This is a genomic window from Paucimonas lemoignei (assembly GCF_004342585.1).
GTDB classification, from domain to species: domain Bacteria; phylum Pseudomonadota; class Gammaproteobacteria; order Burkholderiales; family Burkholderiaceae_D; genus Paucimonas; species Paucimonas lemoignei.
In genome coordinates this window covers 229,236-248,781 of the sequence record NZ_SLZQ01000006.1, presented here as the reverse complement: position 1 = coordinate 248,781, position 19,546 = coordinate 229,236, and the positions used below count along the sequence as shown (strand labels likewise).

At 57.3% G+C, this 19,546-nt stretch carries 19 protein-coding genes and 1 tRNA gene; 4 read left to right on the top strand and 16 right to left on the bottom strand.

Annotated features, from left to right (window positions below; translation table 11 throughout):
• Nucleotides 1–5: 5 nt before the first annotated feature.
• From nusA to EDC30_RS11635, 5 genes are all read right to left on the bottom strand, one after another.
• The gene (nusA, locus tag EDC30_RS11655) at nt 6–1,565 is read right to left on the bottom strand and encodes a transcription termination factor NusA (RefSeq protein ID WP_132259008.1); all 1,560 of its coding nucleotides are present in this window, start codon (nt 1,563–1,565) and stop codon (nt 6–8) included.
• Nucleotides 1,562–2,050: a ribosome maturation factor RimP gene (gene rimP / locus EDC30_RS11650; RefSeq protein ID WP_132259029.1), complete on the bottom strand. Its 489-nt coding sequence runs from the start codon at nt 2,048–2,050 to the stop codon at nt 1,562–1,564. Before rimP ends, nusA begins: the two co-directional genes overlap by 4 nt.
• A 288-nt stretch (nt 2,051–2,338) precedes the next feature.
• On the bottom strand, nt 2,339–3,928 hold the full coding sequence (rluB, locus tag EDC30_RS11645; RefSeq protein ID WP_132259007.1) for a 23S rRNA pseudouridine(2605) synthase RluB: 1,590 nt from the start codon (nt 3,926–3,928) through the stop codon (nt 2,339–2,341).
• A complete protein-coding gene (gene scpB, locus EDC30_RS11640) occupies nt 3,909–4,808 on the bottom strand; it encodes an SMC-Scp complex subunit ScpB (RefSeq protein ID WP_132259006.1) in 900 nt (299 codons plus the stop codon). The genes rluB and scpB overlap by 20 nt, the downstream gene beginning before the upstream one ends.
• Before the next feature lie 145 nt (nt 4,809–4,953).
• A tRNA-Met gene (locus tag EDC30_RS11635) sits at nt 4,954–5,030 on the bottom strand.
• 153 nt (nt 5,031–5,183) lie between these two features.
• Between EDC30_RS11635 and EDC30_RS11630 the strand changes: the two genes are divergently transcribed.
• Nucleotides 5,184–5,750, top strand: coding sequence for an NUDIX hydrolase (locus EDC30_RS11630; RefSeq protein ID WP_132259005.1), 567 nt, complete (start codon nt 5,184–5,186; stop codon nt 5,748–5,750).
• On the opposite strand, the gene EDC30_RS11625 is transcribed toward EDC30_RS11630, so the two are convergent.
• On the bottom strand, nt 5,740–6,942 hold the full coding sequence (locus EDC30_RS11625) for an ammonium transporter (protein ID WP_132259004.1): 1,203 nt from the start codon (nt 6,940–6,942) through the stop codon (nt 5,740–5,742). The genes EDC30_RS11630 and EDC30_RS11625 overlap by 11 nt on opposite strands.
• Nucleotides 6,943–7,124: 182 nt before the next feature.
• Between EDC30_RS11625 and aat the strand changes: the two genes are divergently transcribed.
• From aat to EDC30_RS11610, 3 genes are all read left to right on the top strand, one after another.
• Nucleotides 7,125–7,847: a leucyl/phenylalanyl-tRNA--protein transferase gene (aat, locus tag EDC30_RS11620; RefSeq protein ID WP_132259003.1), complete on the top strand. Its 723-nt coding sequence runs from the start codon at nt 7,125–7,127 to the stop codon at nt 7,845–7,847.
• A 77-nt stretch (nt 7,848–7,924) separates the two neighbouring features.
• Complete coding sequence (locus EDC30_RS11615) at nt 7,925–8,647, top strand: arginyltransferase (RefSeq protein WP_132259002.1); 723 nt, start codon at nt 7,925–7,927, stop codon at nt 8,645–8,647.
• Between the two features lie 134 nt (nt 8,648–8,781).
• Nucleotides 8,782–9,828, top strand: a complete 1,047-nt coding sequence (locus EDC30_RS11610) for a quinone-dependent dihydroorotate dehydrogenase (RefSeq protein WP_132259001.1) — start codon at nt 8,782–8,784, stop codon at nt 9,826–9,828.
• Nucleotides 9,829–9,887: 59 nt separating this feature from the next.
• Here EDC30_RS11610 and EDC30_RS11605 read toward each other — a convergent pair whose 3' ends face one another.
• From EDC30_RS11605 to ssuD, 10 genes are all read right to left on the bottom strand, one after another.
• Nucleotides 9,888–10,817, bottom strand: coding sequence for a CysB family HTH-type transcriptional regulator (locus tag EDC30_RS11605; RefSeq protein WP_132259000.1), 930 nt, complete (start codon nt 10,815–10,817; stop codon nt 9,888–9,890).
• Nucleotides 10,814–11,896: a sulfate/molybdate ABC transporter ATP-binding protein gene (locus EDC30_RS11600; RefSeq protein WP_132258999.1), complete on the bottom strand. Its 1,083-nt coding sequence runs from the start codon at nt 11,894–11,896 to the stop codon at nt 10,814–10,816. Before EDC30_RS11600 ends, EDC30_RS11605 begins: the two co-directional genes overlap by 4 nt.
• A 69-nt stretch (nt 11,897–11,965) precedes the next feature.
• A complete protein-coding gene (cysW, locus tag EDC30_RS11595; RefSeq protein WP_132258998.1) occupies nt 11,966–12,865 on the bottom strand; it encodes a sulfate ABC transporter permease subunit CysW in 900 nt (299 codons plus the stop codon).
• Nucleotides 12,866–12,872: 7 nt separating this feature from the next.
• Entirely contained in the window at nt 12,873–13,739 is an 867-nt protein-coding gene (cysT, locus tag EDC30_RS11590) for a sulfate ABC transporter permease subunit CysT (protein WP_132258997.1), read from the bottom strand.
• A 244-nt stretch (nt 13,740–13,983) separates the two neighbouring features.
• Nucleotides 13,984–15,150 carry a porin gene (locus EDC30_RS11585; RefSeq protein ID WP_132258996.1) on the bottom strand — a complete coding sequence of 389 codons (1,167 nt, stop codon included), beginning with the start codon at nt 15,148–15,150 and terminating at the stop codon, nt 13,984–13,986.
• 373 nt (nt 15,151–15,523) lie between these two features.
• Nucleotides 15,524–16,357 carry an EAL domain-containing protein gene (locus tag EDC30_RS11580; protein ID WP_132258995.1) on the bottom strand — a complete coding sequence of 278 codons (834 nt, stop codon included), beginning with the start codon at nt 16,355–16,357 and terminating at the stop codon, nt 15,524–15,526.
• 38 nt (nt 16,358–16,395) lie between these two features.
• Entirely contained in the window at nt 16,396–16,611 is a 216-nt protein-coding gene (locus tag EDC30_RS11575) for a TOBE domain-containing protein (protein WP_132258994.1), read from the bottom strand.
• Between the two features lie 64 nt (nt 16,612–16,675).
• Nucleotides 16,676–17,524 carry an ATP-binding cassette domain-containing protein gene (locus tag EDC30_RS11570; protein ID WP_132258993.1) on the bottom strand — a complete coding sequence of 283 codons (849 nt, stop codon included), beginning with the start codon at nt 17,522–17,524 and terminating at the stop codon, nt 16,676–16,678.
• A 17-nt stretch (nt 17,525–17,541) separates the two neighbouring features.
• Entirely contained in the window at nt 17,542–18,375 is an 834-nt protein-coding gene (gene ssuC, locus EDC30_RS11565; RefSeq protein WP_132258992.1) for an aliphatic sulfonate ABC transporter permease SsuC, read from the bottom strand.
• 10 nt (nt 18,376–18,385) lie between these two features.
• Nucleotides 18,386–19,540, bottom strand: coding sequence for an FMNH2-dependent alkanesulfonate monooxygenase (gene ssuD / locus EDC30_RS11560; protein ID WP_132258991.1), 1,155 nt, complete (start codon nt 19,538–19,540; stop codon nt 18,386–18,388).
• Nucleotides 19,541–19,546 lie beyond the last annotated feature (6 nt).

Below are 19,546 nucleotides of genomic sequence, written 5' to 3'. Positions count from 1 at the left end.
GCGCATCACTTTGCTTCCGCCAGGTTCCATGCCTTGGCTTGCAGCGCCTTGGCATGCTCATCGTATTTCGCGTCGATGAGCCTCATTTCGTCATCGGTCACATCTGCAAATTCATTGTCAATCAATTGCCGGGCACGGTCGGCAGGCAATGCCAGGATCGCGCCGAATTCATCGTAGGCCAGACCGCCAAAAGCTTCCAGGGTCTTGACCCCGGCCAGGCCCAGCTTGCCGGCCGTGGCGCGGTCCATGCCATCGAGGTTGATCAAGGCATCTTCCATGCCTTCCATGCCCTCTTCCGAAGCGATCGCCTCGGTCACCAGGGCGTCACGTGCGCGGTTGCGCAGCTCGTTGACTGTTTCCTCGTCGAAGGCTTCGATATCCAGCATTTCCTGGATCGGCACGTACGCAATTTCCTCCAGCGTCGAAAAGCCTTCCTGCACCAGGATATCGGCCACCTCCTGATCGACGTCCAGCTTTTCCATGAACAGCGAGCGGATCGCCGCGGTTTCGGCGGCTGCCTTATCGGCGGATTCCTCGGCGGTCATGATGTTGATCTGCCAGCCGGTCAGTTCGGACGCCAGGCGCACGTTCTGGCCGCCGCGACCGATTGCGATCGCCAGGTTTTCCTCGTCCACGACCACGTCCATGGCGTGCTTGTCTTCATCTACCATGATAGACGTAACATTGGCCGGCGCCAGGGCACCGATCACGAATTGCGCCGGGTCGTCCGACCACAGCACGATATCGACGCGCTCGCCGCCAAGCTCGCCGGTCACAGCCTGCACGCGCGAGCCGCGCATGCCGACGCAGGTGCCGATCGGATCAATGCGCTTGTCGTTCGTGAAGACAGCAATCTTGGCGCGCACACCCGGGTCACGGGCAGCCGATTTAATCTCCAATAAGCCTTGTTCGATTTCCGGCACTTCCAGTTCGAACAGCTTCATGATGAATTCCGGCGCGGTGCGCGACAGGATCACCTGCGGACCACGGGCATTGCGGTCGATGCGCTGAATATAGGCACGCACGCGGTCGCCGATACGCAGGTTTTCCTTCGGGATCATCTGGTCGCGCGGCAGGCGTGCTTCGATCTTGCCGGATTCGACGATGGCATCACCGCGCTCCATGCGCTTGATGGTGCCGGTCACGAGCGAGTCGCCACGGGCCAGGAAGTCCTGCAGAATCTGTTCGCGCTCGGCATCGCGGATGCGCTGCAACACGACCTGCTTGGTATCCTGGGCAAAGCGGCGGCCGAAATCGACCGACTCCACCGGTTCCTCGATATAGTCGTCCACGTCGATGTCAGGAATCTGTTCCTTGGCTTCGAAGTGCAGGATTTCCTGATCAGGCAATTGCAGGCCCGCTTCGTCCGGCACGACGTGCCAGCGACGATAAGTCTCGAATTCTCCATTGTCGCGATCGATGGACACACGGATATCGACGTCACCTTCGTAACGTTTCTTGGTAGCCTGTGCCAATGCATGCTCAAGTGCACCGAACACGACTTCCTTATCGACATTTTTTTCGTGTGCCAGCGCATCGACCAGCAATAAAATTTCGCGACTCATGCTTTGCGACTCCTAAAATTCACCTGCGGCACCAAGCGTGCCTTATCCACATCAGCGAGCGTAAACTCCAGCACCGCCGGGCCATCGTTTGTTTCAAATTCGAGTTTTAACTGGTCGCCTTCCGGCGCCAGCAGGATGCCCTGAAAATTCTTCCGGTTAGCGGCCGACGCCATCGGCATGCGCAGTTTCACCAAGGCCTCCTGGCCGGCGAAACGGGCATAGTCTGCCACTTTTTTCAGCGGGCGATCGAGACCGGGCGAGGACACTTCCAGCCGTTCATAATTTACATTTTCGACGGTGAATACGTGCGTCAGCTGATGACTGACCTTCTCGCAGTCCTCGACCGTAATGTTGCGCCACCCATCTTCACCCGGCTGTGCGAGGTCGATATATACGCGCAATAAGCCACGTCCGGCCTGTTCCACATCGACCAGTTCGTAACCCATACCGTCAAGGCTTGTTTCGATCAATTGCTGCAATTGCACGAGCTTCTCCGATTTGCTGGCGCGCCGCCCGGACGCACAACCCGCAAGCGGATCGAGCAAAAAAAAATGGGCCTGCCGCCCATCTTTTTTATGATTCAAGCTCCGCTGGCATTCAGCCCGGAAGAACTTGCGCACCTACTTCTGTAAACACAGAATTATAAACGAATGGAGATTTGCCTGCAATGCGTGGATGCAGAAGCCAGTCGGCGGCCCGTTAAATTTATTTTCTTAAAATCAACTTTATCCGGGCCCATTGTGCACAAATAAGTTTGCGCACTTGATGCCGCCCTAGCCCCGCGACCGCCGACGTACGCCGGGGCCTTGCATGACGCCGACTCCGGCACCATAGCCGTAAGCCCCTTGCCCCTGACTGCGACCGCGTCCCTGGCCGCCTGCGCCACCGCTGCGGCGGCGCGGCTGCTGGTCCATGCCAGCAAAACCCAGCGCTGTTTGCAAGGGATCCGGCTGACGGCTGCGCGCCTGACCTTGCTGGCGCCCCTGACCAGCTCCCTGACTGCGGTGCTGCCCCTTTCCGCCATCGGCTTGCCCTTGCGCCTGGCGAGGATTGCGTCCCTTGGCAGCGCCACTCTGGCCGGCGCCCTTTTCAAGCCCGGTCATATGCATCAGGTCGCGCACGGCATTTTCATCCATCTCTTCCCAGCGTCCACGCTTGAGACCGCGCGGCAAAGTCAGCATGCCATAGCGGGTACGAATCAGGCGCGAGACAGTCAAGCCGACCGACTCGAACATGCGGCGCACTTCGCGGTTGCGCCCTTCACCGATGGTTACGCGATACCACTTATTGATGCCTTCGCCGCCGCCATCGGCGATGCGGGAAAATTGTGCAACGCCATCTTCAAGTTCGACACCAGCCAAAAGCTTCTGGCGCATCCCTTCTTCCAGTTCGCCCAGTGTGCGCACGGCGTATTCGCGGTCGATGCCATAGCGCGGATGCATCAGGCGGTTGGCGAGATCACCGGAAGTGGTAAACAGCAGCAGGCCTTCGGTATTGAAGTCCAGGCGACCAACCGCGAGCCACTTACCAGTCTTCATGGTCGGCAAACGGTCAAATACGGAGGGGCGCCCATCAGGGTCGCTGTGGCTGACGATTTCGCCAGCCGGCTTGTGATAGACGAGCACGCGTGGCGGACGCTTGCTGACTTTACGCTGAATCAGCTTGCCGTTGATGCGCACCTGGTCGGTCGGCAGAATGCGCTGACCGATGTGCGCCGGCTCGCCATTGACCGAAACCCGTCCGGCGATAATCATTTCTTCCATGTCGCGCCGCGAGCCAAGGCCGGCATCGGCCAGCACCTTGTGCAGCTTGGGCGCATCGTCATCCGCGGTCAGGTCGCGGCGCGCACTGCTTTTCGCAGGACCGCGTCTCCCCCCGGATTCCGTATCGGACATTGTCTGATCGAAGGCATCGGACGTTACGAATGAAAAGACGTCGTCGGCGTCGTTGCCGCCCGTTTTGGCACCAGCCTGCGGCTTGCCGCGACCTTGTCCTTGCCCTTTCACCGCCCCCGGCTTGGCGCCGGCCTTACCGCTCTTTTGACGATTGTCGCGAGGCTCTCTGGGGCCGCGCCGCGGCGCTTGCGCTTCGGCGGACGCCACCGACGATTCAGAGGATTCCGTCACTGGCGCGACTGCTTCCGCAGAACCCGCTTCCGCGGCCGCGGCAGCGCGCTGGGCGGCACGATTGCGCCGCATGTTGCGCGGGCCGCGCAAACCGCGCTTGACGGGCTTGCCACCTGTCGCGTCCTGGCGCGATTCGGATGCCTGCGAGTCCGGCTGTTCGGCAATCGGGGCCGGCGTATCCACGGTAGAAGGAGCGGCGGATGCCACCATTGCATCATCAGGGTTGGGCAGATTCATCGTTTGTTTCTTGGTTATCCTGGTCATTCCCGGCAGGTGTCGTCGCAACAGGCGGCGCCGCATCACCGGGAAGTGTTGGGTCGGCCACAGCTGCGGGCTCTTCCCTTGCTGGCGCCTCTTCAATATCGGGAGCTGCCGCCATCTCGGCGACATCGGCAGCCTCATTGGTTTCTACTGCTTCGGCAGCCCTGGGCACTTCAGCCTCGATTCCGACCTCATCGTGAACGTGCGCCACGCCATCCTGCTCTGAGGATTGAGGCGATTCGGCAGTCGCTTGATTCAGATTCTCTTGCAAGCTTGCTTCCAGCGCTTGGATTTCGAGCAAGCTTCCCTCTTGCAGTTCCCCGGCGGCGACTTGCTGCAGAGGCGGCAACTGATCCAGCGAGGTCAAGCCCAGATCATCAAGAAACTGCTTGGTCGTAGCAAAGAGCGAGGGACGTCCTGGCACGTCGCGATGGCCGATGGATTCGATCCAGCCGCGATCTTCCAGCATCTTGATGGTTTGCGAATTCACGGTCACGCCGCGGATTTCCTCGATATCGCCACGCGTTACCGGCTGACGGTAAGCAATGATCGCGAGGGTTTCCATGGTCGCACGCGAATACTTCGGCGGCTTCTCCGGATTCAGTCGGTCAAGATAGACCTTCATCTCGGGGCGACTTTGAAATCGCCAGCCCGTCGAAAGGCAAACCAGCTCAATACCTTTGTCGGCCCAATCCCCCTGCAGTTCCCCAAGCATTTGCCTGATTGCGTCGGCACCGATTTCTTCTTCGGCATCCGCATGGGCGAGATATAACTTTTTCAGATCGTTGATCGACAATGGCTCATGCGCGCACAGCAATGCGGTTTCGAGGACTTTCTTGGCCTCAGCTGTAATCATGTACGGCTCTTGCACGGCAAGTTTTTATTTAGTTTGCAGAGTTTTTAAACGACCGGTGCCTGGATGTCGTTTGCTAGAGAACCTGGAGATACTGCGTTCCGGCGCCCGTGAGGAGGTAATGATTGGGCGGGAAGCTTCAAGACTTTGGTTGCGGGGGCAGGATTTGAACCTACGACCTTCGGGTTATGAGCCCGACGAGCTGCCAGACTGCTCCACCCCGCGTCTGAGTTCGTAACTATACAACGAATCCACGCACATTGCAAATAAAGATATCTGGCGATGCGCTTGAGCACAGGTGGTACACTTGATAACAAATGCGCTCCACTCATTGCCAGCTCTAGCAGATCCATTCTTTAGACGCTTTTTTCACTCTGTATGAAATTTTGTTCAGAATGCGCGCATCCGGTCGCGCTGATGGTTCCGCCGGACGATAATCGTCCGCGCTATGTCTGCCAGCAATGCGGCACGATTCACTATCAAAATCCCAAGATGGTGATTGGCTCCATACCTGTATGGGAAGAAAACGGCACGACCCGCATCTTGCTGTGCAAGCGCGCCATTGAACCGCGCTATGGCTACTGGACCCTGCCAGCCGGCTTCATGGAAAACGAGGAAACCACGGCGGAAGCGGCAATCCGCGAGACGGAAGAGGAAGCCGGTGCACGCATTGCGTTGCAGCCGCTGTTTTCGCTTCTGAATGTCCCGCACGTTCACCAGGTGCACATGTATTATCGCGCCCGCCTGCTGGACCTGGATTTTGCCGCCGGCACTGAAAGCCTTGATGTGAGGCTGTTCACGGAAGCCGAAATTCCTTGGGAAGACCTGGCTTTCTCCACGGTTGCGCAGACATTGAAATTCTTCTTTGCCGATCTGAGCAAGGCCCGGGAAGGAATGCCTTTCGGCTTCCACACCCAGGACATCGCCAAACCGATCAGCCGTTGAGCTCCCGTTCCGGGGTGGCGCCGATCTTGTGAATCGACAGGTCCGCCCCATTGAATTCCTGTTCAGGATCCAGGCGCAATCCCACCAGCATCTTGATTGCGCCATAGACGATTACGCCGCCGGCAAGCGCGATGGCGATGCCCATCAGCGTGCCGATCAATTGCGAGGCAAACGCCACGCCACCGCGGCCACCTAGAGCCTGCAGCCCGAAAATCCCTGCAGCCAGCCCGCCCCAGGCACCGCACAAGCCATGCAGCGGCCAGACACCGAGCACATCATCGATCTTCCACTTGTTTTGCGTAAGCGTGAACAGATAAACGAAAATGGCGCCCGCCACTGCACCGGTCACCAGCGCGCCCAGCGGATGCATGAGATCGGAGCCTGCGCAGATGGCGACCAGGCCAGCCAGCGGCCCGTTATAGACGAAACCGGGGTCGTTCCGCCCCATCGCCAATGCCATCAGGGTGCCGCCGATCATTGCCATCAACGAATTCAAGGCAACCAGGCCGTTCATCGCGCCAACGGTTTGCGCGCTCATGACGTTGAACCCGAACCAGCCGACAGTCAGTATCCAGGCGCCGAGCGCAAGAAAGGGAATACTGGAAGGAGGATGAGCGGTAATGCCGCCATCCTTGGCATAGCGGCCACGCCGTGCGCCCAGCAGTATCACTGCCGGCAGCGCAATCCATCCGCCTACCGCATGCACCACGACGGAACCGGCAAAATCGTGAAATTCCGCTGAAAACGCACTTTTGAGCCAGGCTTGCACACCAAAATGGTGATTCCAGGCGATCCCTTCAAAAAATGGATAAACAAGTCCCACGAGCACAGCGGTCGCAGTCAACTGCGGATAAAACCTGGCGCGCTCGGCAATACCACCGGAAATAATGGCGGGAATCGCCGCGGCAAAGGTAAGGAGGAAAAAGAATTTCACCAGTTCATAGCCGTTTCTTTGCGCAAGCACTTCGGCGCTGGAGAAGAAGTTGATGCCGTAGGCAATGCTGTAACCGACGAAAAAATACGCCACCGTGGAAATGGCAAAATCGACTAAGATTTTAACCAGGGCGTTGACTTGGTTTTTCTTGCGGACCGTGCCAAGTTCAAGAAAAGCGAAGCCGGCGTGCATTGCTAGAATCATGATGGCTCCGAGCAATATAAATAAGGCATCGGTACCTGTTTTCATCCCATCCATGTGAAGCGCTCCCAATAAATGTGCAAAATCACGAAAATGGGCTTCTATAAAGCAATTCTTATTCCATTTTGGTGCGAATCGCTATGCCATTGTTTTTAATGGGAATTTTTTTATTCAATCCGGCATCAAACGGGCTGCGCACCGCACTTGTGCAATTTTTTGGTGCAAACTAGAGCATGGCAATGATTCAGTGGTTAGAGATCGACTCCCCTTTTCCGGATGTTTCCCTGGCATTAACGGAAGAAGATGGCGCGGCAGGACTATTGGCCGCAGGCGCGGACCTGTCGCCACAACGTCTATTAAGCGCATATCGACAGGGAATTTTCCCCTGGTACTCCGAAGGCCAACCGATTCTCTGGTGGAGCACGGACCCGCGCATGGTGTTGATGACCGAGCACTTCCATGTTTCCGACAGCTTGAAAAAAACGCTGAAGAAAGTCGAACGCAACCGTACAAGCAGCGGCGACTGGGAAATCCGCTTCGACTTTGCGTTTGAAGAAGTCATGCGTGCGTGTGCGGCACCGCGTGTCGACGGACCGGGCACATGGATTTCCGAAGACATCATCGCAGCGTACGGCGCCCTGCATCGCGAGGGTTATGCGCACAGTGTGGAAACCTGGCGCAATGGCAAACTGGTAGGCGGTGCCTACGGCATGTGCATCGGGCGCATGTTTTATGGCGAATCCATGTTTGCGCGGGTAAGCGATGCCTCCAAGATCGCCTTGGCTTACCTCGTGCATTTTTTGAAAGAAAACGGCGTGACGATGATTGATTGTCAACAAGAGACGCGTCACCTGGCATCACTGGGAGCCATGCCGATCCCGCGCAGCAGCTTTCTGACGCATGTTCGTCATGCGAGCGAACAGCCGGGTATCGCATGTTGGAAACCAATTTCTTTATTTTGAATCCAGTATGAAAGCAGGCACACAATCGGTTAAATTATTGAGACTAATGCGGTCAATCAACTGGTGACAACGAGCCCATGACGCACCTGAAGGATCTTCCGTTTTCCACCCTGCAGTTCTACGCGACTGCCCCCTACCCGTGCAGCTATCTGGAGCACCGGCAGGCGCGCTCGCAGGTGGCCACGCCATCCCACCTCATCAATGCGGATGTCTATTCCGGGCTGGTGCAGAACGGCTTCCGCCGCAGCGGCATATTTACTTACCGGCCGTACTGCGATGGCTGCCAGGCTTGTACGCCGGTGCGCGTGCAGGCGCTGGATTTCGTGCCGAATCGCAGCCAGCAGCGCGCCTGGCGGCGGCATAGCGACCTGATTGCGCAGATCACCAACCTGACGTACATGCATGACCATTACGAACTGTACCTGCGCTACCAGTCGGTGCGGCACGCCGGCGGCGGCATGGACCAGGACAGTCGCGACCAGTACGCGCAGTTTCTTTTGCAAAGCAAGGTCAATACGCGCCTGGTGGAATTCCGCGAGCCGGACGGCACGCTGCGCATGGTCAGCATCATCGACGTGCTGGATGACGGCTTATCGTCCGTCTATACCTTTTACGATCCGGACGTGAAAGGTGCCAGTTACGGCACCTACAACATCCTGTGGCAGATCGAGCAAACGCGCCGCCTCGGCATGCATTACGTCTATCTCGGCTACTGGATCCATGAAAGCCGTAAAATGGCGTACAAGATCAATTTCCGTCCGCTGCAGGCGCTGCGCATGGGGCATTGGGAAAACTTGTGACACTGGACAAGCAGCAGGACACTAAGAGCCCGTAGTAATGTGTCACATGGATAAGGGCACGCCGGCGCGTTAAAATAGCGGACTTTGCGTTCCGCCATCCTGAGCGGGACGAATCATTTTTCGCTGGATTGCCTGTGTCCGACAAACTCCTGTACTCGCTTGCCCGCCCTTGTCTGTTTTCAATGGATGCCGAATCGGCCCACCATCTGACCCTCAATTCGCTGAAGAAAGCCGATGCACTAGGCCTCACACGGTTGATGCCGAAGCCAGCACGTGATGAGCGCACGTTGATGGGCTTGAACTTTGCCAACCCGGTCGGGCTGGCCGCCGGCCTGGACAAGGATGGCGCGTATATCGATGCGCTGGCATCGCTCGGATTTGGCTTCATCGAAATCGGCACCGTGACGCCGCGCCCGCAGCCGGGCAATCCCAAGCCCCGCATGTTCCGCCTAACGGAAGCCAACGCCATCATCAACCGCATGGGCTTTAATAATGGCGGCGTCGATGCGTTCGTCGCCAATGTGCAGGCCTCCCGCTTTTACCGGAACCGCGAAGGCGTGATCGGCTTAAACATTGGCAAGAATGCCGATACGCCGATCGAACGCGCGGTGGAAGACTACCTGCATTGCCTGGAAAAGGTTTATCCCTACGCCAGCTATGTCACCGTCAATATTTCATCCCCGAATACCAAGAACCTGCGCCAGTTGCAGGGCGCTTCGGAACTGGATTCCCTTCTGTCGCAACTGAAGACGGCGCAGCTACGGCTGGCGGACCAGCACAAGCGCTATGTGCCGGTGGCGCTGAAGATCGCGCCTGACATCGATTCAGAACAAACGAAAGAAATCGCTGCAGCATTATTGCGACACAAGATCGATGCGGTCATCGCCACCAACACGACGATTACGCGCGACGCTGTACAAGGCTTGCCGCATGCGCAGGAAACTGGCGGCTTGTCAGGTGCGCCGGTATTTGAATTGTCCAACGCCGTCATTCGCGGCTTGAAAGCCGAACTGGGCGATGCCCTGCCGATCATCGGTGTCGGCGGCATCCTTGACGCGGCTGGCGCACGTGCCAAGATCGCTGCCGGCGCATCCCTAGTTCAGCTGTATTCCGGTCTGATCTATCGCGGCCCGGCGCTGGTGCGGGAATGCGCTTCGGCTCTTCGCGGCGTGCGCGGCTAACATTTGCCTGGGCTGCAGCAATCGCACCCGGCAAATCGCACGGGCTCAGCCTTTACTCCCTACTCGCCGCTGCCCAGTAGCGCCGTCTGGATTTCCTTGCGCGTTAATTGCGGGGCGAACTGCTGGATGAAATCGTACGTATAGGACCGCAGGTACGCTCCGCGCCGCACGGCCAGGCGCGTGACGTTGGCGGCGAACAGGTGGTCGACTGCGATATGACGCAAGCCGTTATGGGAGCCCTGCTCGACCGCCATCGATGCGACGATCCCGACACCCAGTCCCAGCGCGACATACTGCTGGATCACATCGGAATCCATCGCCGTTAAAACGATGTCCGGCGTGATCTCGGCTTTGCGGAAAGCCTCGTCGATATGGCCGCGACCGGTAAAGCCCACGTCATAGGTGATCAGCGGCCAGGCAGCCAGCGCCTGCAGGCTGATGCTGTTTTCCTGCAGCAGCGGGTGCCCTTCCGGCACGACGACCACGTGGTTCCAGTTATAGCAAGGGAAAGACACCAACTCCTCGAACTGGCTCAGACCTTCGGTGGCAATGCCCACGTCCGCCTTGCCGGAAATGACCCATTGCGCGATATGTTCAGGAGAACTCTGCTGCAGGGCGATACGCACTTCCGGAAACGAGGTACGAAATGCCTGCACAACTTTGGGCAAGGCATAGCGCGCCTGGGTATGGGTGGCGGCAACGGTCAGCGTGCCGCTGGTCTTGCCTGAATATTCAAGACCGGCCTGCCGCAGGTTTTCCGCTTCCAGCAGAAGGCGCTCGATGATATCGAGAATGCCCTTGCCCGGCTCGGTCAGTCCGGTCAATCGCTTGCCATTGCGCTCGAAGATATCGACGCCCAGCTCTTCTTCCAGTTCGCGGATCTGGCGGCTCACGCCTGGCTGGGAAGTGAACAATACATTGGCCACTTCCGTCAGGTTGTAGCCATGGCGCGCCGCTTCTCGCACCGAGCGCAATTGCTGGAAATTCATACCGCCTCCTCGTTGAGAGGTTGATCCACGAAGACACGCAAGCGCTTCGGCCTTACCACGAGCGCGTCGCCTTCCTGCAACTGCAGTGAGGCAAAGCGATCGCTGGAGATGACGGCTTCGATCATGCCAAGGTTATCATTGCGCTCGAGTTCAAGCTGCGCCAGCGGGCCAATGGCATGTGCGCGCTTCAGGCGTACGGCAATGCCTTCAGCTTCGGGGCTGAAGCGTTCGACCTCCAGCTCATGCGGCCGCACGAAACCGACACCCTGCGCATCGCGTATGGCGGCATGATCCGGCGCATCGAGCGCCACGCCGCCGGCATCCAGCACGCCTTCATGCAAGCGGCCATGGAACAGGTTGACGTTGCCGAGGAATCCATAGACGAAAGGCGATGCCGGGTGGTTGTAGACCTCGGCAGGTGCACCGATCTGCTCCACCTTTCCTTTGTTCATCAGGACCACCTGATCCGCGACCTCGAGCGCCTCTTCCTGGTCATGGGTGACGAAGATGCTGGTGACGTGCAGTTCGTCATGCAGGCGACGCAGCCAGCGGCGCAGTTCCTTGCGCACCTTGGCATCGAGCGCGCCGAACGGCTCGTCCAGCAGCAGCACGCGCGGCTCAACTGCCAAGGCGCGCGCCAGGGCGATACGCTGGCGCTGACCGCCGGAGAGTTGCGGCGGATAACGGTCGGCCAGCCAGTCGAGCTGCACCAGTTCCAGCAGGCGGAGCACCTTTTTGCGAATCTCCTGTTCGGAAGGACGCTCGCGGCGCGGCTTGACGCGCAGGCCGAACGCGATATTTTCGAACACGGTCATATGCTTGAACAATGCATAGTGCTGGAACACGAAGCCGACCTGGCGTTCACGCACGTGGCGCGCCGAGGCATCTTCACCGTCGAGGATCACCTGGCCAAGATCCGGCTGCTCGAGTCCGGCAATGATGCGCAACAGCGTGGTCTTGCCGCAACCGGACGGCCCCAGCAGCGCGGTCAACTGCCCAGCCGGAAAATCCAGGGACACGTTATCCAGCGCGACGAAATTGCCAAAACGCTTATTGATATGTTTGACTTCGATTGCCATGATCTTTACTCACTTCGTTGATTCCATCTGATCCGGACAAGAATGCCCTGCCCGACTTGACCGTGTTCCCTACTGTTCCAGCTCCGGCCGGTTTGTTTCGTCTCGCAACCGCCATTCGATGAAGCTTTTCAATGCCAGGGTCACCAGCGCCAGGAAGGCCAGCAGCGATGCCACGGCAAAGGCAGCCGAAAATGCATACTCGTTGTAGAGAATCTCGACCTGCAGCGGAATGGTGTTGGTTTCACCTCGGATGTGGCCGGATACGACGGACACGGCACCGAATTCGCCCATTGCGCGGGCATTACACAGGATGACGCCGTACAACAGGCCCCATTTAATATTGGGAAGCGTCACGTGCCAGAACGTTTTCCAGCCGGATGCGCCGAGTACCAGCGCGGCTTCTTCTTCTTCCGTGCCCTGTGCCTGCATGAGCGGAATCAGTTCGCGCGCCACGAATGGAAAGGTCACGAAGATGGTGGCCAGAATAATGCCCGGCACGGCAAAGATGATCTTGATGTCATGCTCCTGCAGCCAGGGGCCGAGCCAGCCTTGCGCGCCGAAGAGAAGCACATAGATCAGGCCGGAAATCACCGGCGACACGGAAAACGGCAGATCGATCAAAGTCAGTAACACGTTCTTGCCACGGAATTCGAACTTGGCAATCGTCCAGGCGGCAGCCACGCCAAACACCAGGTTCAGCGGCACGGCGATCGCCGCAGTCAATAAGGTCAGCTTGATCGCGGCCCAGGCATCGGGCTCGATGATGGCGGCGACGTAGGCATCCCATCCCTTCTTGAACGCCTCGGCAAAAACGGCGATGAGAGGAATGAACAGGAATAGCGACAGAAATGCCAGCGCGACGACGATCAGCGTAATGCGCACCCAGAGCGGCTCCTGGGTTGCAGCCGGCACGTAGGCAGGCTCGATGCGTCCCTGATTCCCGAGCGGTAATGTAGCGGTAGCGGACATGACTTCCTTATTCCTTATTCGACTGGCCGCGTTTGCGGGTCCAGGCTTGCAGCAAATTGATTGTCAACAGCAGGCCGAACGACACCAGCAACATCACCACGGCAATCGCGGTAGCGCCGGCATAGTCGTACTGTTCAAGCTTGGTGATGATGAATAGCGGCGTAATCTCGGACACCATCGGCATATTGCCGGCGATGAAAATGACCGAGCCGTATTCGCCGGTGGCGCGCGCGAATGCCAGCGCAAAGCCTGTAAGCAAGGCGGGAGTAATGCCGGGGAAAATCACCTTGATGAAAGTTTGCCAGCGGCTCGCGCCGAGGCTCGCGGCGGCTTCTTCGAGTTCGCGTTCGGCTTCTTCCAGCACTGGCTGCACGGTACGCACGACGAATGGCAAACCGATGAAGGTCAAGGCGATATAGACACCCAGCGGCGTGAAGGCGACCTTGATGCCGAGCGGTTCAAGATACTGGCCGATCCAGCCATTGGGTGTGTAGAGCGCGGTCAGCGCGATGCCGGCAACCGCCGTCGGCAGGGCAAACGGCAAATCCACCAGTGCATCGATGATTTTCTTTCCCGGGAAGCGATAGCGCACCAGCACCCAAGCGACGATGCCGCCAAATACCACGTTGATCGAAGCCGCCAGCAAGGAACCGCCAAAGGTCAGCTGGTAGGAAGCCACCACCCGGTCGGACGAAATCGCATGCCAGAATGCTTCCCAAGTTAAGGTAAAAGTCTTCAGGAAGATTGCCGACAAAGGAATCAGGACAATCAAGCCCAAGTAAAAGAGGGTGAATCCCAGGGATAAATGGAATCCCGGCATCACTCTTGGAACACCCTTGGCCGGGTATGTATGAGAAATATTTACTGCCTGCATTACCGCCCCTTATTACATTTACGACTATCAGGCAGCAATAATTGCACTCAAAAGTTATAAAAAGAACGAATATTTCTGCATGTTTATAGAATAAAAATGCATATGGAGGGAGGGATTGGCAATGCTAATGAGAATTGAGATGACTCAGACCGTAGCATCATTTATAAAGGCGGAATAAAAAACGGGCGCCGAAGCGCCCGTTTTTTACCGGAAATTAAAAATCATCGATAACCGGTAAGCTGACTTAGAAGACGTGCTTCACAGCCAATGCGATGAGCGAGGCTGATTCGCCAGCCAGCAAGGCGGAGCCATTGCGAGAATCGCCAGCGCCTTCCATTTGGTAACGGGCATTGGAATCATTATCCAACTTGCCGTAGAAAATACCGACATTGGTACGCTTGGACAACGCATAGTCATAACCGACGGACCACATTTTGGCGCCCGAATTTGCTTCACCCTTGATGTCACCTGCCTTGGTGAAGTGGGCAAGAACAGTATGCGCACCGACTTGATAGCTGACCGGGATTTGCCATGCATTACGCTCGGCGTCACGGCCGCCTACACCGACACCTTCAACCGAAGAGCGGTCCCACTGAGCACCAACCTTCAGGCCGAACGGGAATGCATACGAACCTGACAAACGAAGTGCTTTTTCGTCGCCGGTAGCAGGCTTGCCTTCGATAGTGTGATTCCAGTAGGCGGCATTCAGATAAATCGGGCCATTGCTGTAGTTACCGGCCAAAAAGTAGCCTTGGCCTTTGCTGTAGTTGGTGGCGCCGTTGATCGTACCTTCGTTACCGTCGGGATTTGTCGAGTACCCGAAGGTGGCCTTGAAGCCGCTGAAGTTCGGTGAAATGTAATGAACAGAGTTGGCAACACGGGTATTGCTAATGGTAAGACGGTTAGCGGTACCGGCAGCATCCACATAGTTCAGGATAGCCTTGCTACCCAGCAGGCCGTTAGGCAAAGCCTGTCCGCCTTTGATGCCATACTGTACAGCATTGCCTTGATCTTCCATGAAGGTGTGTTTACCAGCAGTCACTTGGCCCCAAGCACCGGACAGACCCAAATAAGTATTGCCATCAGCTAAGCCTGCACCAGTAGCACCACCGGTCGACTGACGCTGATCGGTATTGAAACGGTTTTCCACATAAAACAAAGCCTTCAAACCCCCGCCCAGATCTTCAGTGCCACTGAGCCAAAAGCGGGAAGTTTCATCGTCGTCTACACGCAGTTCGTTCTTTGCAACGCGACCTGCCGTGCCACCCGCTGCCGGGTTTGTATTCACATTGCCAACTTTATAGTTCTTAACGTCAGCCTGAACACGGCCACCAATCTGTACATTGGTTTGTGCCTGAGCGATGGTTGCAAATGCACCCAAAACTGCCAGTGCAAGGAGGGACTTCTTCATTTATTACTCCCAGAGTTGTCAATAAAACCGTGTTAACAATTTCCCGCAAAAAATTCGAAAGCAGCCCAAAAGGCCCGCATCGTCTGTCGTGCATGTGCATTCACGCACTCTTTTCTCTCATCGGAAAACTGCTTTAATTACTCGCTTATTAGCGATACCAAGATGTTACGCATCTCAGATGACAGGAACATTACAAATCGACAGTTGAGCTGCGGAAATACAACATTCCTGAATTTAATAGGCTGAATTTTGATTAAAGATGTAACAAATTGATATGAACCTTTATGGCGACTTAACTATTTCTTTACTAGATTTGTAGCAAGTCAAAAAATCCAGACCTATCTTGTTGTGCGAAAGTCACGCATCTTAAATGTTAATTTATGGCATCTCCAACTTGTATTTCTTCATGTGAATGTAATGTCGGTGCGGGTGAATCGAGGTGGTAGCCTTGCACAAGTATTTTTCTACCGGTTTCACTGGATAGTTCTTGCAAACTGTTCAAGACTGCCTGACTTTCCACGCGCTTGAATATCACCTGGATGTCTCGCGCACAAGCCGCATCCAGCAATTCCCGCACTGCCGCCAAGTCGCTTATTTCCCGTGCATCGATCTTGACCGCTGCAGGATGCACCTGGGTCAACAGATGCAAAGCTTCTTTGGCATGGGCGGCATTGATGGCGATGCGAAACCCGTTCAGCTGATAGTTGTTGGCCACGTAGTTCAGCAACCATCCCTGATTCGGCGTGATCGGCGGCAGTTGCAAAACAATGTGCGAAATCGGCAAGCCGAGTCCGGCAAGGATGCGGCGAAATGCCACTCCGTGGTTGCCGCTTACCGCAGCCAGCAAACGATCATGCACGCTTAAGAAAAGATCTGCCGTGTCAGTGCCCGCCTGCCGATAGAAATTAATCGCATGCAGCATGCGGCACAAGCGGTCCAGCTCAACCGATTCATCATCATTGGCCACATGGTCGAGCAGCTTCCATATCGCCAGCCCGCTTCCCTGTTCCGAATAGCTGCGGGCAAAAGCCTCGAAGCCTGCGACGCGATCCGTGCCCAGTTGGCGAATCGGTTGAAAGGCGGACGTCAGGGTGCAATTGAAGTAGCGCCCCTGCGCCCGCCCTTCGGAATCGATCCAGACACTGGATGGCATGCCGGTCGACCGGCGCAGGCGACCGAGATAATCTTCCAGTACGGGAAATGACATGGGGCCTCCGTTGCGGCTGAGTGACTGCGCGAGCTTTGTCAGATCTTGGCGATCGATACCTCGGTCGCCTTGACCAGCGCCACGACTTCCGAACCGATCTGCAGGCCGAGGTCCTTGACCGAACGAGTCGTAATGACGGAAGTGACGATGCCAGCAGGAGTTTCGACGTCGATTTCGGAAACGACCGGACCATCGATGATGGCCTTGATCTTGCCGCGGAACTGGTTACGTACGTTGATGGCTTGAATGCTCATGATTTCTCCTGAAATGAATAATGAAAAACGGTGAAGGTATGAATAAGAATTTTTAGCTGAATGATTAAATTGCCCATGCAACCTGGTTGACGGTGCGCTGCAGCGACACATCGCCAAGTTGCGCGTCCGGACGCGAAGCAGGATGCTGCAGCACGCGCGCCAGGATGTATTCCTCCAGTTGGGCAAACTGGACATTGCCGCGTGCACGCGGACGCGGCAGCGCGATGCGCTCATCCAGCGTGATGCGGCCGTCTTCGATCAGCAGCACGCGGTCGGCCAGCGCAATCGCCTCTTGCACATCGTGGGTAACCAGCAGCGCAGTGAAGCCGCGTTGTTGCCACAAGTTTTCGATCAACTGCTGCATCTCGATGCGAGTCAGGGCATCCAGCGCACCCAGGGGTTCATCGAGCAGCAACAATTGCGGCTCGTGCACCAGTGCCCGTGCCAGCGCCACCCGTTGACGCTGGCCGCCGGACAACACCGCAGGCCATTCATCGGCACGATCTTCGAGGCCGACCTGGCGCAGAGCGTATCTGGCAGCTTGTCTGCCATTGTCCAGCCCCAGTGCAACATTGGTCAGCACGCGCTTCCAGGGCAGCAGGCGCGAATCCTGGAACATGATGCGCGTCTCAGGCTTTTCATTTCCCGACTCGTAAGCGATGCGTCCGCTGTCAGCACTCTCCAGCCCGGCAACCAGGCGCAACAGCGTGCTCTTGCCGCAGCCACTGCGTCCCACGATTGCAACGAACTCACCCGCTTCGATTTCAAGGTTCAGGTTATGCAGCACCTTGCGGCCAGCGAACGATTTGGACAAATCTTCGATCTCGATGCGGATGCCACGACGGCTCGACTTCTCTGCCGGGATGGCAGTCACGTCATGAATTCTTGCCTGTTCAACCGGATTGATTTGCATGATTGCTCCGTATTCGATTAGCGGTAGCCCGGATGCCAGCGCAGCCAGAAGCGTTCCAGTCCGCGCGACAATGCATCGGCGAGTTTGCCAAGCAAGGCATACAGCAGAATGCCGACCAGGACGACATCGGTTTGCAGGAATTCGCGTGCATTCATCGTCATGTAACCGATGCCCGACACTGCTGAAATGGTTTCCGCCACGATCAGCAGCACCCAAACCAGTCCCAGCGAAAAGCGCACGCCGACCAGGATCGATGGCAAGGCGCCCGGCAAAATCACGTCGCGATATAGCGGCCAGCCTGACAAGCCGTAGCTTTTCGCCATTTCGATCAAGCCCTTGTCCACCGATCGAATGCCGTGAAAGGTATTCAGATAAACCGGAAAAAACACACCGATGGATACCAGGAACAGCTTGGCCGCTTCATCGATCCCGAACCACAGGATCACCAGTGGAATCAGGGCTAGCGCCGGGATATTGCGGATCATTTGCAGCGTGGTATCGAGCAAGGTTTCCGCAATCCTGAAGGTGCCGGTCAAAAGGCCAAGCAGCAATCCCAGACCGCCGCCGACGGCAAAGCTGCCAAGCGCGCGCCACAGGCTGACCTTGACATGCGTCCACAACTCTCCGGAAATCGTCAACTCCCAGAATGCCTTGACCACTGCCCATGGTTCCGGCAGCACGCGCGAAGACAGCCAGCCGGTGCGCGCGGCGATCTCCCACACCAGGACCAGGGCGGCCGGCACCACCCATGGCGCCAGCCTGGCGAGCACACCATTCGTCGACGACACTGGCTTGACTGCGCCAGGCGCCACCGTTGCAGGAATTACCGTTGCTGTCGAAGTAGCGGACATGAAAATCTCCTTAACTTGCCGATACCTTGGGCAGGATGTCGATAGCGACCATTTCGCCGAACGGGCCTGTCAGCGAACCGGAGAATTGCCCCGACTTGCCTTTGCCGATCAAGGGGAAAACCAGCTCGGCGAAGCGATAGGACTCTTCCAGATGCGGATAGCCTGACAAGATGAAGGTCTCGATGCCGAGATCGGTATATTCCTGCATGCGCGCAGCCACTGTCTGCGGATCTCCCACGAGCGCGGTTCCTGCGCCGCCGCGCACCAGGCCCACGCCGGCCCACAGATTGGGCGACACTTCCAGCTTGTCGCGTCGTCCGCCATGCAGAGCAGCCATGCGCCGCTGTCCAACCGAATCCATCTTGGCAAATGCTGCCTGAGCCTTGGCAATGACATCGTCATCCAGGTGCGCAATTAACTCATCCGCGGCCTTCCAGGCAGCCTCGTTGGTCTCGCGAACGATCACATGCAGACGGATACCGAAACGCACGGTACGGCCATGCTTGGCGGCGCGTGCCCGGATATCGGCGATCTTTTCGGCCACCGCTGCCGGCGGCTCGCCCCAGGTCAGGTAGACGTCAACCTGTTCCGCCGCCAGGTCGTGCGCGGCTTCGGAAGAGCCGCCGAAATACAGCGGCGGATACGGCTTTTGCACAGCCGGGTACATGAGCTTGGACCCTTTTACCTTGATATGCTTGCCGTCATAATCGAAGCCCTTGTCGCCGCCCTCGCCAGCCAGCGTGGACCGCCAGATGCGCAGGAATTCGGAGGAAATTTCATAGCGCTCGGCATGATCGGCAAACAAGCCGTCGGCTTCGAGCTCGCCCTGGTCGCCGCCGGTCACGACATTCACCAGCAAGCGGCCGCCGGAGAGGCGATCGAAGGTCGCAGCGGTGCGCACGGCCAGGCCCGGCGTGGATAGGCCCGGGCGAATCGCCACCAGAAACTTCAGGTTCTTGGTGGCGCCAATCAGGCTGGACGCGACGACCCAGGGATCCTCGCAAGAACGTCCGGTCGGGATCAGCACGCCGTCGTAACCTTGCGTATCCGCTGCAACAGCCACCTGGCGCAGATAATCGTAGCTCACCTCGCGCGCGCCCTTGGTGGTGCCCAGATAACGGCTATCGCCGTGTGTTGGTAAAAACCAGAAAACATTCAGACTCATGACTAT

What these genes read in the sequence shown, in the direction of transcription:
- EDC30_RS11570 (WP_132258993.1), bottom strand. Translation starts at nt 17,524, where the DNA reads ATGCAAATCAATCCGGTTGAACAGGCAAGAATTCATGACGTGACTGCC.
- scpB (WP_132259006.1), bottom strand. Translation starts at nt 4,808, where the DNA reads ATGATTACAGCTGAGGCCAAGAAAGTCCTCGAAACCGCATTGCTGTGC.
- cysT (WP_132258997.1), bottom strand. Translation starts at nt 13,739, where the DNA reads ATGCAGGCAGTAAATATTTCTCATACATACCCGGCCAAGGGTGTTCCA.
- EDC30_RS11575 (WP_132258994.1), bottom strand. Translation starts at nt 16,611, where the DNA reads ATGAGCATTCAAGCCATCAACGTACGTAACCAGTTCCGCGGCAAGATC.
- ssuC (WP_132258992.1), bottom strand. Translation starts at nt 18,375, where the DNA reads ATGTCCGCTACTTCGACAGCAACGGTAATTCCTGCAACGGTGGCGCCT.
- rluB (WP_132259007.1), bottom strand. Translation starts at nt 3,928, where the DNA reads ATGAATCTGCCCAACCCTGATGATGCAATGGTGGCATCCGCCGCTCCT.
- EDC30_RS11580 (WP_132258995.1), bottom strand. Translation starts at nt 16,357, where the DNA reads ATGTCATTTCCCGTACTGGAAGATTATCTCGGTCGCCTGCGCCGGTCG.
- nusA (WP_132259008.1), bottom strand. Translation starts at nt 1,565, where the DNA reads ATGAGTCGCGAAATTTTATTGCTGGTCGATGCGCTGGCACACGAAAAA.
- cysW (WP_132258998.1), bottom strand. Translation starts at nt 12,865, where the DNA reads ATGTCCGCTACCGCTACATTACCGCTCGGGAATCAGGGACGCATCGAG.
- aat (WP_132259003.1), top strand. Translation starts at nt 7,125, where the DNA reads ATGATTCAGTGGTTAGAGATCGACTCCCCTTTTCCGGATGTTTCCCTG.
- EDC30_RS11585 (WP_132258996.1), bottom strand. Translation starts at nt 15,150, where the DNA reads ATGAAGAAGTCCCTCCTTGCACTGGCAGTTTTGGGTGCATTTGCAACC.
- EDC30_RS11615 (WP_132259002.1), top strand. Translation starts at nt 7,925, where the DNA reads ATGACGCACCTGAAGGATCTTCCGTTTTCCACCCTGCAGTTCTACGCG.
- EDC30_RS11630 (WP_132259005.1), top strand. Translation starts at nt 5,184, where the DNA reads ATGAAATTTTGTTCAGAATGCGCGCATCCGGTCGCGCTGATGGTTCCG.
- ssuD (WP_132258991.1), bottom strand. Translation starts at nt 19,540, where the DNA reads ATGAGTCTGAATGTTTTCTGGTTTTTACCAACACACGGCGATAGCCGT.
- EDC30_RS11600 (WP_132258999.1), bottom strand. Translation starts at nt 11,896, where the DNA reads ATGGCAATCGAAGTCAAACATATCAATAAGCGTTTTGGCAATTTCGTC.
- EDC30_RS11625 (WP_132259004.1), bottom strand. Translation starts at nt 6,942, where the DNA reads ATGGATGGGATGAAAACAGGTACCGATGCCTTATTTATATTGCTCGGA.
- EDC30_RS11605 (WP_132259000.1), bottom strand. Translation starts at nt 10,817, where the DNA reads ATGAATTTCCAGCAATTGCGCTCGGTGCGAGAAGCGGCGCGCCATGGC.